This window comes from Pseudomonas sp. HMSC066A08 (genome assembly GCF_001813025.1).
Lineage (GTDB): Bacteria > Pseudomonadota > Gammaproteobacteria > Pseudomonadales > Pseudomonadaceae > Pseudomonas > Pseudomonas aeruginosa.
Genome location: NZ_KV811242.1, coordinates 54836 through 66576, shown reverse-complemented (window position 1 = coordinate 66576; position 11741 = coordinate 54836). Strand labels below are relative to the sequence as shown.

Genomic DNA, 11741 nt, shown 5'->3' with positions numbered 1-11741 from the left:
CCGCCATCGAGGCCGCCCGCGCCGGCGAGCAGGGTCGCGGTTTCGCAGTGGTGGCCGACGAGGTACGCAACCTGGCGCAGAAGACCCAGCAGGCCACCGAAGAAATCCAGAGCATGATCCAGCAGTTGCAGCAGGGCACCCGCGACGTGGTGAAGGTCATGCAGGACAGCCAGGAGCGCACCGACGACAGCGTGCGCCATGCGCGCCAGGCGGCCGAGGCGCTGGAGTCGATCACCCAGGCGGTATCGGTGATCAACGACATGAACACCCAGATCGCCAGCGCCGCCGAGGAGCAGAGCGCGGTAGCCGAGGACATCAACCGCAACGTCGCCAACATCGGCCAGGTCGCCAACCAGGTGGCCGGCGGCGCCGACGAGGCCTCGCAGGCCAGCGCCGAGCTGACCCGCCTGGCCGAGCAGCAGCGGCGCCTGGTGAATCAGTTCAGGGTCTAGCGTCAGGCCGGGGTCAGGCACTCCGGCCCGTCGGTTTCAGGCTTGTTGACGAAGCCGGCCAGGGCCACGCTGCGCAGGTTCGGCTGGGGCTTGGCGAGCAGGCTTATCAGCGCCGGCAGCGGCGTGTCCGGAGCCAGCCAGGTATCCTGCTCGGCCTCGTCGAGCAGCAGCGGCCGGCGGAACTCGGCGGCCGCCTGGGATACCTGGGCCACGCTGAGCCAGGTTTGTCCCTGCACCGGATAGGCCTCCCAGATGCCGGCGAAGAACAACAGGCGCTCGCCGGTGGAGACCCAGTACGGACGCTTGCGCACCCCGCGCCATTCATAGAAGCCGTTGGCCGGCAGCAGGCAGCGTCGCTGCTGGAACGCCTCGCGGAACATCGGTTGCTCGGCGAGGGTTTCCGCCCGCGCGTGGCTGGGCGTACGCGACAGGTCGGTGAGCCAGGCCGGGGTCAGCCCCCAGCGCGCCAGGTCGGCGCGGCGCGCACCGGCTTCCTGGCGAACCATCAGCACCTGGTTCGCCGGAGAAATGTTCCAGTGCGCCCGCCAATCCGCCGGAAAGCCTGGCAGGGCCGCCAGCGAAGGATTCCAGCGGAACAGGGCGTAACGACCACTCATGCTTGGCACTGCCTGGTGAGGGAAAGCCGCACAGTGTAACCCGAAGCGCTACGCCGGCCTTGCCGAACGCAAGCTGAATGAAACCCAATCTTAACTTGACGCGCCTATCCTCCAGGCTTAAGGTGCCGCCCGCATTCTGTAACCCACACAGGAGTCCTGCATTGGACAACAGCCCTAGTCGATTGCGACAGGTCCATCCGGCGAGCTAGTCCAGCAGAACCCTCTGCCACTGCCTCGCCGAGCATGGCGGACAGTGGCGATCCGCATCCCGACCGGGATGACGCATCCCCATTTTCCCTTCGTGTCCCTTCCCTCGCGCCAACCGCGCAGCGGGAAGCCGCGGTCCTGCGCAATCCATCGTCCTTTATCCGCGCGGACCGACGGCCCGCGCCAGCTCCGGCCGTCGGCCGGCAACGAGGTGAAACATGGATTGGAAAGTATTTCTCCTGCGCGTCGCGGTCGCGCTGGTCCTGGGTGCCCTGATCGGCGCCGAACGCCAGCTGCGCCAACGCCTCACCGGCCTGCGCACCAATGCGCTGGTCAGCACTGGCGCCTGCCTGTTCGTGCTGATGACCCAGGGCGTGCCCGGCCTGGCCGGCGACGCTTCACGGATCGCCGCCTATGTGGTCTCCGGGATCGGCTTCCTCGGCGGCGGCGTGATCATGCGCGACGGCCTCAACGTGCGCGGCCTGAACACCGCAGCCACCCTCTGGTGCACCGCCGCCATCGGCGTGCTGTGCAGCATGGGCCTGCTGCTGGAGGCCACGCTCGGCAGCCTGGTGGTGCTCTGCGCCAACATCCTGCTGCGCGACATCGCCCAACGCCTGAACCGCCAGGACGTGTTGCCGGCCAGCGAGGCCGAGCAACGCTACGAAGTGCAGATCGTCTGCCGCGCCGAGGACGAGATCCAGGTTCGCAGCCTGATGCTGCACAGCCTCGGCAGCAGCGACCTGCGCCTGCAATCGCTGCACAGCGAGGATCTGGACAACCCGGCCAAGCTGGAAGTCCGCGCCGAACTGCTCGGCACCCCCGAAGCTCCGGCGCAGCTGGAACGCCTGGTCAGCCGGGTCAGCCTGGAGAAGGGCGTCAGCTCGGTACGCTGGCAGGTCTTCGAACTGGCGGCCGACTGAGCGGCGGCCGCCTCAACACAACAGGCTGCCGGGGCCGCAGGGTTCCGGCGGCTCCTCGGCCAGCGGGGCGGCGGCGTTGTAGGCGAGGATCAGTTCCCGCGCCCGCTCCGTCTGCTCGTCCGCCACCAACAACGCCAGCAGTCCGCCAGGCGGCAGTTCGCCGATGGCGCCGACCAGGTGGCGGCCGCTGACATGGGCGGCGATCCCTTCGCTGGCGAGCATTCCCACCAGCATCTCGGCCTCCAGCAGGTCGGCCGGCTCATATACGCGCTGCATCAGTCATCCTCCCGGCGGACGTTCAGTGACCAGTCCTGCCCATCGGTGCGCAGGTCGAACAGAATCGGCCGGCAACACACCGGGCAGTCCTCGTAGTACTGCTGGTCGCCGGCACTCAGGTCGAGCAGCGCCTCGGCCGGTTCCCCGCAGTAAGGGCAGCTATAGGCCTGGCTTTCGAGCATCGCTGCACCCCCTATGAGTTCCGTTTATAATCGCGCGGTTCAATTTTCGGCCACCCCCTGGGGCGGCCTTCGCAGCATCCATATGGAACCAGAAAGCATGATGGGCGAGTTCGAAGCCATCCGACCCTACAGTGACGCCGAAGTCCCCGCGGTATTGCAACGCCTCCTGAGCGACGACGCCTTCCTCGGCGCCCTGGTCCGCTACCGCTTCCCGCGCCTGGCCGGTCCCCTCGGTTGGCTGCTCAAACCTCTTATAGCCCATCGCCTGGCCCGCGAGGTCACCGGCATCCGCAGCGTCGCCACGCTGCAGGACAAGTTCGAGCCCTACGTCGACCACACCATCGAGAAGGCCACCGACGGCGTCACCTACTCCGGGGTCAATCGCCTCAAGCCAGGCTGTGCCTACCTGTTCATCGCCAACCACCGCGATATCGTGATGGACCCGGCCTTCGTCAACTACGCCGTGTACCACGCCGGCCTGCCGACCCCGCGCATCGCCATCGGCGACAACCTGCTGCAGAAATCCTTCGTCAGCGACCTGATGCGCCTGAACAAGAGCTTCATCGTGCACCGTTCGCTGAGCGGCCGGCGCGAGAAGCTCGCCGCCTACCAGACGCTCTCCGCCTACATCAACCATTCGATCCGCGAGGACCGCCAGTCGGTGTGGATCGCCCAGGCCGAAGGCCGGGCCAAGGACGGCGACGACCGTACCGACTCGGCGATCCTCAAGATGTTCCACATGAGCCGCAAGGACGAACCCTTCGCCGAAATGGTGCGCGCCCTGCATTTCATCCCGGTGTCGATCAGCTACGAATACGACCCCTGCGACCTGGCCAAGGCCCGCGAGCTGCACACCCGCGCCAGCACCGGCGAGTACCGCAAGGCGCCGGGCGAAGACGATGCCAGCATCGCCCTGGGCATCACCGGCTACAAGGGCCGCGTGCACATCAACTTCGGCGCCGAGCTGGAGGGCGAGTTCAGCGACGCCAAGCAGCTGGCCGCCGAACTGGACCGGCAGATCCTCGGCAACTACCGTCTGTTCCCGGTGCACTACCTGGCCTACGAGATGAGCGAGAACCGCGACCCGGGTCTCGCCGTCCCCACGGCCGAGAGCCTGTTCGGCAGCGAGGAGCTGGAGAAGGCGCGCAAGGAATGGAACCGCCGCCTGGAGCAATGCCCGGCCGAGCAGCGCCCCTGGCTGGTGCTGCAATACGCCAACCCGGTGCTCAACCAATACCGGATCAAGCAGCAATCCTGAAGACGAAAGCCCGGCGCCGCCGGGCTTCTCCATCGGGCAACGGCTTCGAACCCGCAGGCGATGGACGGATAACCGCGATACGGTTATCCGCGTGCGATTAGGCTCGCCGAGGCAGGGCTCTCAGAACCGCGTGCTGGCCCAACTGACCAGCAGCGCCAGGCCCAGGCAGGCGGTGCCGAATCGGTAGAAGAACAGGTTGATCCGCAGGGTCGCCTCGTCCATCGGCAATGCCTCCTCCCCCGCCTCGCCCTCCGCGGCCCAGCGCGCCAGGGCGCGACGCTCGCGTGCGCGGGTGGCCAGCAGCAGCCAGGCGCCGGCGACACCGAAGAACAGCGCAAGGCCGTTCACGGCCTGGGCGGGATGGGCGAGAAACAGCGCCCACAGGGCTTGCAAGGACATCGATAACCTCCGCAACAGGACAACACGCCGGGGCTACCGAGTAACGCCTTGGGTGAGCTGATGACAGGACGGACCGTCGGGGACGGCGGGGAAGGACTGGTCGAATTCTATCCAGAATGCATGAGCGACGGCCAGCGGCGCCCGGGTTGTCGCGACGAAGCGCAGCGGTTAGCAGCAATACGTCTAAAAAAGACGCGGCTTCGTCATTGTGACCAACTAGTCTGAAAATGCTGTCCCGGTCACAGAACCCCACCCAGGCAAGCGACAACACAGGAGAGTCGTCATGCTGGAAACCGCACCCCACGAACATAACTATCTGATCGACCACCTGGACGAGATCGAGGCCGTGATCGTCGATCTTTCCTTCAATGTCCAGGACGACCGCTGGCTGGTGTACTGCACCGCCTGCGGCCATGAACACCTCGACCTGCCTGAGACCGACGAACGCATCAGCATCGGCGAGCCGGACCCCTTCCACCAGGCCGCCTGAGTTTCCCTAGCGCATGAAAAAGCCCGGCATCCGCCGGGCTTTCTCGTTACCGCCGGCTCATTGCTGGCCGAGGGTCTGAGCGATGGTCGGGTCCTTGAACACGCGGGTCAGGGCGTCGCTGAGCACCTCGCTGACCAGCTTGCTGTTGGTCGCCTGGTTCGGCGCCATGCCGAAGCGCTGGTTCAGGGAGGCGCCATAGCGACCGGTGTAGCGCCGGCTGCTGTTCTGCACGTCGGCGCGGAAGGTCGCGGTGATGTCGGCCTGGGTGACGTAGACGCCGTCCTTCGGCGACTGGTACTTCAGTTCGGCCAGGGTCAGGGTCAGTTGCGGCGCGTTGTAGGCGTTGGCCGAAGGCGTGTAGCCGAGCAGGCGCACGGCGGTCTCGGCCTGGGCCTGGAGCTTGGGCACCACGTCCTCGCTACGGACGGTCAGGGTGCTGGTATCGGCGTAGAGGCCGCCGCGGGTGCCCAGGGACGGGCCGGGACGGCCATCGACCACCTTGACCACCACCGGCTGGCCATGGCCGACGGCGGTCAACGGTCCTTTCAGGACCGGTTGCGGGTCCAGTTGTTGCGGGCTCAGGGCGCAGCCGCCGAGAACCAGGGCGCTTGCGGTCATCAGGCTGAGCAACAGGCGATGCAGCATGCTCATCTCTCCATGGGTTGGGCACGAATGGCCGGCAGTATAACGGCGCCGCGAAGGCACCGCAGCATTGCCTTGGACGTTCGCCACGAGGCGCGGTTCCTCGCCTGTGGCAGGTGGTGCAGGGCACGCATGCCCGGCGTTTGGCAGATACGGCGCGGCGGATTGTCCCAGGGGGCTTTCGCCGGCGGGCACTTCGTGACCGGGAATGGGAAAAAAGTCTAAGGAGCGGGGTATTTTTTGATTTTCACCGTTATAATCGCCCCCCGATTATAAGGACGCCTCCTGATCGGGTTCCGGCCCCGCGCCATCCCCCCACAGAGAGCCGCCAGTAGAGCGCTGCCCCATGAGGCAGACGCCCTGAAACGCCTGTAGCGAGTTTTTCGGCAAGGAATGCCGCATGACCCCGCACGATTCTGCGAAGGCATGCCCGCGACAGACGAGCCCTTCCGGCCCATGTCTCCAAAAGAGCGTGGATCGAAGGTATTTCACTACTTCACGAGAGTGTGGCGAGCAATGAAGAGTTTTGCGTCGGTAAGTGCGCCATTAGCGCTTGAAACAGCCCCCCGCAGACGCGACCGCAGCGGATACCTCATGACCAGAGCCTGACGGCCCGTTCCGTCGCGAATGTGCTTGCACGACCGGATGCCCGCATGGGCCAGCCAGGCTGCCAGATCGCCAGCCCCGCGCCCGGCATCCATAGGCGATGACGCCCGGCGTCCCGCCGTTGTTGCGAAGAATCGGACATGACGGCTCCCTCCGCCGCTGCCTGCCGGCCCGTACCGGCCTCGGCCCCGCCCCGTCTGTCGTCAATTTGGTGCTGAAGATTTTGGAGAAGCGTTAATGGCGCAAAACGATCACGAAACAGTCGACATGCTGCTGGTAGGCGCCGGCATCATGAGCGCGACCCTGGCGGTCCTGCTCAAGGAACTCGACCCCAACCTGAAGATGGAAGTCGTCGAACTCCAGGAGTCCGGCGCGATCGAAAGCTCCAACCCGTGGAACAACGCGGGCACCGGCCACGCCGGCCTGTGCGAGCTGAACTACACCCCGCAGTCGGCCGACGGCAGCATCGACATCAAGAAGGCGGTGGGCATCAACACCATGTTCGAGGTGTCGAAGCAGTTCTGGTCGCACCTGGTCGCCAAGGGCACCTTCGGCTCGCCGAAGACCTTCATCAACCCGGTGCCGCACCTGAGCTTCGTGCGCGGCAGCGAAGGCATCGCCTACCTGAAGAAGCGCTTCGAATCGCTGACGAAGCACCACGCCTTCGAGACCATGGTCTACTCCGAAGACAAGGCCACCCTCGCCGAGTGGATGCCGCTGATGATGCCGGGTCGTCCGGCCGACGAAGCGATCGCCGCGACCCGCGTCGAGGGCGGTACCGACGTCAACTTCGGCGCCCTGACCAACCAGCTCCTGCAACACCTGGCGCAACAGCCGGGCGCGCAGATCCGCTACAACCAGAAGGTCACCCACCTGCGCCGCGCCGATAACGGCTGGCGGGTCACCGTCAAGGACACCCGCAACGGCGGCGACCGCGAGATCCAGGCACGCTTCGTCTTCCTCGGCGCCGGCGGCGGCGCCCTGCCGCTCCTGCAACTTTCCGGCATCCCGGAAGGCAAGGGCTTCGGTGGTTTCCCGGTGAGCGGCCAGTGGCTGCGCTGCGACAACCCGGAAATCGTCAAGCAACACCAGGCCAAGGTCTACAGCCAGGCCGAGGTCGGCTCGCCGCCGATGTCCGTGCCGCACCTGGACACCCGTGTGGTGGACGGCAAGAAATCCCTGCTGTTCGGCCCCTATGCCGGTTTCTCCACCAAGTTCCTGCGCCATGGCTCGTTCCTCGACCTGCCGCTGTCGGTACGCCCGGGCAACATCCTGCCGATGCTCTCGGTGGCCCGCGACAACATGGACCTGACCCGCTACCTGATCGGCCAGGTCATGCAGTCGCCGGAACAGCGCCTGGAAGCCCTGCGCAAGTTCTACCCCGAAGCCAGGGCCGAGGACTGGCGCCTGGAAGTCGCCGGCCAGCGCGTGCAGATCATCAAGAAGGATCCGAAGAAAGGCGGCATCCTGCAGTTCGGCACCGAGCTGGTGGCCGCCCACGACGGCTCCATCGCCGCCCTGCTGGGCGCCTCGCCGGGCGCCTCGGTGACCGTCTCGATCATGCTCGGCCTGATCGAGCGCTGCTTCCCGGAGCAGGCCCGCTCGCCGGAGTGGAGCACCAAGCTGAAGGAAATCTTCCCGGCTCGCGAGAAAGAGCTGGAAAGCGACGCCGAGCTGTACCGCAGCGTCAGCAGCCGTTGCAGCGAGGTGCTGGAGCTGACCGCGAAGAACGACGTGCAGGCCCCGGTCAACGCCGAGTGAGCCACACGTAACGGAAAAAGCCGCCTTCGGGCGGCTTTTTCATTTGTGGAATCAGGCACCGGCCTCGCAATTGATCATCCAGGACACCCCGAAACGGTCCACCAGGGTACCGAAACAGGGCGACCAGAAGGTCTTGCCCAGCTCCAGCTCGACCCGTCCGCCGTCCTCCAGCAAGGCGTCATAGCAGCGCCGCGCCTGCTGCGGGTCGCGGGTATTCAGCGAAAGGGAAATCCCGGAGATCGGCTGCAATGCCGGCCCATGCCCGTCCGAGGCCATGATCTGGCTGTCGCCGATCTGCAGGTTGGCGTGCATCACCTTGTCGCACCAGCCTTCCGGCACCACCACCGGACCGGGCGCCTCATCGAAGCGGAACAGGAAACTCACCCTGGCGCCGATGGCGTGTTCATAGAAACGCAGGGCCTCTTCGCAACGACCGTTGAAGCAGACGTAGGGCTGGACGTACATGGAAACCTCGGCAGGCTGTTTTTCCTGTGAGTGTAGAAAAGCAACAGCCGACAGCCACCGTCTCGCAGAACGAATAACGCCATCCTGGCCATCCGCCCCTCCCTGGCGCTCCGCAACGCGAGAAGGCCCGTATGCCTATCGTCCCTTGCCACCGCCAGCCGCCATTCGGGTGCCGGCGTTCGCCGACGGGTGGGGTTCGGCGGACCGCGCAACGAAAAAGCCCGCCGAAGGGCGGGCTCTTCATCGCATGGCTGGCTCAAGCGCCCTTGGCCGCCTGCAGCGCTTCGATGTAGGGCGCGGCCTGGCGCTGGTCGGCTACCAGGGCGATGAAGTCGTTGCCCTTGGCATCGCGCGCGTCGAGATCGTAGCCGGCCTCGCGGAAGAAGGTGAGGAAGCGCTCGAAGTCGTCGATGCGCAGACCGCGATAGGCCTTGATCAGCTTGTGCAGCGAGGGGGGCGTGTCGTCGGCCGGCTCGACGCCGAGGAACAGCTTGATCGACTCGTCACTGATCTCTTCGCCAATGATCTGTTTCTTGTCTTTGCGCATCGCTCTCTCTCAACGGCTCTGGGGCCGGGCTCGCCCGGCGCGGGATAAGGCCAGGCAGTTTACTCCCGGCGCGCGGCGAGGCTCAACGCGCGCGTACCGCGCCGGTGTGCAGGTCGGCCCAGACATGGCCGTTGGGATAGGCGAGGAACTGGCAATAGACCGTCTGGTTGCGCAGCAGGTCGAGCAACGCCGGGTACTGCGCCAACGGGTAGTTGAGCGTGAGGGTGCGGGTCCCGGCATCGTAGACCGGCTTCTTCAGGCTCTTGCCTTCGCTGTCGAACTGGATCAGCACCTGAGCCAGGGTCGCCCCCTTGCTCAGCGGCTTGCCCTTCAGGCGCAGCAGGGTCGGCGTGGTGATCGGGATCGGCTGCTGGTTGGACTGCCGCTGGTTACCCAGCACCACGCTGTACTCGGTGATCTGGATCAGTTGCTGCTGCTCCGGCGCCTCCTGGCGCAACTGGCCGTCGTCGGGCGGCAGGAAGCGCGCGTGCATCGGGGGATTCTCGGCGGCCAGGCCGGTCAGGCTGAAGAACAGGAGCAGGGAGCCGCACAGGCTACGGGCGAACATCGGGACCTCCGGACAGGGCGAGCCGGCACTCTAGCACGGGGCCGCACCGCGACGGCAGGCGATCCACATCAACCTCCCGGTGCCACCGTAGACGTATACTCGCGTTCGGCTCGCCGTTCGGGAGGGACCGCCGCCATGCTACCCACCATTCCCTTGTTCAGCGCCTGGCGCCAGAGCCTCAGGGCGGGCTATTCGCTGCGAGCCCTGCGCGGCGACCTCGGCGCCGGCCTGACCGTCGGGATCATTGCCATCCCCCTGGCGATGGCGCTGGCCATCGCCGTCGGCGTGCCTCCGCAGCACGGCCTGTACACCGTGCTGGTGGCAGCCCCGCTGATCGCCCTCAGCGGAGGTTCGCGCTTCAACGTGACCGGGCCGACCGCGGCGTTCGTGGTAATCCTCCTGCCCATCGTCCAGCAGTACGGCCTTGGCGGCTTGCTGCTCTGCACCTTGCTGGCCGGCCTGATCCTGGTCGCCATGGGCCTGGGCCGGGTCGGCCGGCTGATCCAGTTCATCCCCTATCCGGTGACCCTGGGCTTCACCGCCGGCATCGGCATCGTCATCGCCACCCTGCAGCTCAAGGACTTCCTCGGTCTGCAGGTGCACGGCCAGCCGCAGCACTACCTGGAGCAGGCCGGCCTGCTGCTGCGCTCGCTGCCCAGCCTGCGCCCGGGCGACAGCCTGGTCGGGTTATCCGCCCTGGCGATCCTGGTCGCCTGGCCACGACTCTTCCCGAAGATCCCCGGACACCTGGTGGCGCTCGCCGGCGGCCTGCTCCTCGGCCTGTTGCTGGAGCGCCTGGGCCTGCCGGTGGCGACCCTCGGCGAACGCTTCAGCTACGAGCACGAAGGCGTCGTCCACGCCGGCATTCCCCCTTACCTGCCGAGCTTCCAGTTGCCCTGGAACCTTCCCGGCCCGGACGGCCGGCCACTCGGCCTGAGCTTCGAGCTGATCCGCCAGTTGCTTGCCCCGGCATTCGCCATCGCCATGCTCGGTGCCATCGAGTCGCTGCTCTGCGCGGTGGTCGCGGACGGCATGACCGGCAGCCGCCACGATCCCAACGGCGAGCTGCTCGGCCAGGGCCTGGGCAACCTGGTGGCGCCACTGTTCGGCGGTATCACCGCGACGGCGGCCATCGCCCGGACCGCCGCGAACATCCGCGCCGGGGCCTTTTCTCCGCTGGCGGCGATGCTCCACGCCGGCGTCGTGCTGCTGGCGATGCTGTTCCTCGCACCGCTGTTCAGCTATCTGCCGATGGCCGCCCTGGCGGCGTTGCTGATGATGGTGGCGTGGAACATGAGCGAGGCGCCGCACGTCGTGCACACCCTGCGCATCGCCCCGCGCAGCGACGTGCTGGTGCTGCTGGCCTGCCTGGTCCTCACCGTGCTGTTCGACATGGTCCTGGCGGTCGGCGTGGGCCTGCTGCTGGCCGCCGGGCTGTTCGTCAAGCGCATGAGCGAGCTGACCGATACCGCCAGCCTGCCTCGCGGCTTCCACCAGGCGTTGGCCGACCTGCCGGCGCCGGTGCTCGCCTACGCCATCCGCGGCCCGCTGTTCTTCGGTGCGGCGGAAAAGGCGCTCAGCGTGCTGCGCCGGCTCAATCCGGAAGCGAAGGTGGTGATCATCGAGATGAGCGCGGTGCCGATGCTCGACCTGACCGCCCTGGCGGCCCTGGAGAGCATGCTTCTCGAATACCGGCAGCGCGGCATCGGCGTGATCTTCTGCGGCTGCAACGCGCGCCTGCGGCTGAAGCTCAAGCGCGCCGGCATCCATCCCGCGGCCGGCCGCATGGCGTTCGTCCACAACCTCGAGGTGGCCAGGCGCAAGGCCGAGGCCTGGCTGGCCGGCGCGGCAAGCGAAGCGGACGGGCTCGCCGCTCAGGCGAACTGAGCGCGCATCCAGTCGCGGTAGGCCGGCGCATCGGCGCTGCCTTCGGCGGGCGCCCAACTGGCGAACTCGCCTTCGCCGAGCGGGCGGTAAGGCCCGGCCTTGCATTCGAACAAGATGCTGTCCGGCTCCAGCACCACCAGGGCATGGAACACTCCGGGCGGCAGGTCGACACCGGGGCAGTCCCCAGCGGCGCTCAGTTCACGCTTGTCGAGGAGCTTCCCGTCCTCGGCGAAGACCAGCAGGCCGAGACGGCCCTTGAGCACGATCAGCGCCTCGGCCTTGCCCGCATCCAGGTGCCGGTGCGGCGGGATGTAGGTATTCGGCTGGAGGCCCACTGCCATGCGGTGGCAGGGCTCCTCCATGCAGTGGAAGTTGTGATGCTGGCGACCACGCGGCGCGTTACCCGCCCCGCTCGCCAGTTCGGCGAACAATTGCTGGTCGAGGTAGCGCGGTCCGGCCAT

15 protein-coding genes are annotated in these 11741 nt (G+C 66.8%); 6 read left to right on the top strand and 9 right to left on the bottom strand.

Going from position 1 to position 11741, the window contains the following annotated elements; translation table 11 throughout:
• On the top strand, positions 1 to 452 hold a 452-nt coding region (locus tag HMPREF2886_RS02720; protein ID WP_038820652.1), incomplete at its 5' end, for a methyl-accepting chemotaxis protein.
• A gap of 2 nt (positions 453 to 454) precedes the next feature.
• On the opposite strand, the gene HMPREF2886_RS02715 is transcribed toward HMPREF2886_RS02720, so the two are convergent.
• Positions 455 to 1069, bottom strand: a complete 615-nt coding sequence (locus HMPREF2886_RS02715) for an SOS response-associated peptidase (protein WP_033971009.1) — start codon at positions 1067 to 1069, stop codon at positions 455 to 457.
• 425 nt (positions 1070 to 1494) lie between these two features.
• Here HMPREF2886_RS02715 and HMPREF2886_RS02710 point away from each other — a divergent pair, with 425 nt between their 5' ends.
• Positions 1495 to 2199, top strand: coding sequence for an MgtC/SapB family protein (locus HMPREF2886_RS02710; protein ID WP_003094941.1), 705 nt, complete (start codon positions 1495 to 1497; stop codon positions 2197 to 2199).
• 12 nt (positions 2200 to 2211) lie between these two features.
• On the opposite strand, the gene HMPREF2886_RS02705 is transcribed toward HMPREF2886_RS02710, so the two are convergent.
• Together HMPREF2886_RS02705 and HMPREF2886_RS02700 are read right to left on the bottom strand one after the other, a co-directional pair.
• Positions 2212 to 2475 carry a putative signal transducing protein gene (locus tag HMPREF2886_RS02705; RefSeq protein ID WP_003094943.1) on the bottom strand — a complete coding sequence of 88 codons (264 nt, stop codon included), beginning with the start codon at positions 2473 to 2475 and terminating at the stop codon, positions 2212 to 2214.
• Complete coding sequence (locus tag HMPREF2886_RS02700) at positions 2475 to 2657, bottom strand: CPXCG motif-containing cysteine-rich protein (RefSeq protein ID WP_003094945.1); 183 nt, start codon at positions 2655 to 2657, stop codon at positions 2475 to 2477. Before HMPREF2886_RS02700 ends, HMPREF2886_RS02705 begins: the two co-directional genes overlap by 1 nt.
• 97 nt (positions 2658 to 2754) lie before the next feature.
• Between HMPREF2886_RS02700 and HMPREF2886_RS02695 the strand changes: the two genes are divergently transcribed.
• Positions 2755 to 3915, top strand: a complete 1161-nt coding sequence (locus HMPREF2886_RS02695; RefSeq protein ID WP_003099351.1) for a 1-acyl-sn-glycerol-3-phosphate acyltransferase — start codon at positions 2755 to 2757, stop codon at positions 3913 to 3915.
• A 120-nt stretch (positions 3916 to 4035) separates the two neighbouring features.
• Here HMPREF2886_RS02695 and HMPREF2886_RS02690 read toward each other — a convergent pair whose 3' ends face one another.
• Complete coding sequence (locus HMPREF2886_RS02690) at positions 4036 to 4314, bottom strand: hypothetical protein (protein ID WP_033971010.1); 279 nt, start codon at positions 4312 to 4314, stop codon at positions 4036 to 4038.
• 283 nt (positions 4315 to 4597) lie between these two features.
• On the opposite strand from HMPREF2886_RS02690, the gene HMPREF2886_RS35185 reads away from it, so the two are divergent.
• The gene (locus HMPREF2886_RS35185; protein WP_003094951.1) at positions 4598 to 4804 is read left to right on the top strand and encodes a hypothetical protein; all 207 of its coding nucleotides are present in this window, start codon (positions 4598 to 4600) and stop codon (positions 4802 to 4804) included.
• 57 nt (positions 4805 to 4861) lie between these two features.
• Here the strand turns inward: HMPREF2886_RS35185 and HMPREF2886_RS02680 are convergent, their stop codons facing one another.
• Positions 4862 to 5449 (bottom strand): YajG family lipoprotein, encoded by a 588-nt coding sequence (locus HMPREF2886_RS02680; protein WP_003094953.1) that lies wholly within the window; start codon positions 5447 to 5449, stop codon positions 4862 to 4864.
• A gap of 840 nt (positions 5450 to 6289) precedes the next feature.
• Here HMPREF2886_RS02680 and mqo point away from each other — a divergent pair.
• Complete coding sequence (mqo, locus tag HMPREF2886_RS02675; protein ID WP_033971011.1) at positions 6290 to 7813, top strand: malate dehydrogenase (quinone); 1524 nt, start codon at positions 6290 to 6292, stop codon at positions 7811 to 7813.
• Between the two features lie 51 nt (positions 7814 to 7864).
• Here mqo and HMPREF2886_RS02670 read toward each other — a convergent pair whose 3' ends face one another.
• From HMPREF2886_RS02670 to HMPREF2886_RS02660, 3 genes are all read right to left on the bottom strand, one after another.
• Entirely contained in the window at positions 7865 to 8278 is a 414-nt protein-coding gene (locus tag HMPREF2886_RS02670; RefSeq protein ID WP_003094957.1) for a VOC family protein, read from the bottom strand.
• 256 nt (positions 8279 to 8534) lie between these two features.
• Positions 8535 to 8825 (bottom strand): PA4642 family protein, encoded by a 291-nt coding sequence (locus tag HMPREF2886_RS02665; protein ID WP_033971015.1) that lies wholly within the window; start codon positions 8823 to 8825, stop codon positions 8535 to 8537.
• Positions 8826 to 8907: 82 nt separating this feature from the next.
• Entirely contained in the window at positions 8908 to 9393 is a 486-nt protein-coding gene (locus tag HMPREF2886_RS02660) for a hypothetical protein (protein ID WP_039028085.1), read from the bottom strand.
• A gap of 135 nt (positions 9394 to 9528) precedes the next feature.
• On the opposite strand from HMPREF2886_RS02660, the gene dauA reads away from it, so the two are divergent.
• Positions 9529 to 11280 (top strand): C4-dicarboxylic acid transporter DauA, encoded by a 1752-nt coding sequence (dauA, locus tag HMPREF2886_RS02655; RefSeq protein WP_070746751.1) that lies wholly within the window; start codon positions 9529 to 9531, stop codon positions 11278 to 11280.
• Here dauA and HMPREF2886_RS02650 read toward each other — a convergent pair.
• Complete coding sequence (locus HMPREF2886_RS02650; protein WP_033976134.1) at positions 11268 to 11741, bottom strand: WbuC family cupin fold metalloprotein; 474 nt, start codon at positions 11739 to 11741, stop codon at positions 11268 to 11270. The genes dauA and HMPREF2886_RS02650 overlap by 13 nt on opposite strands.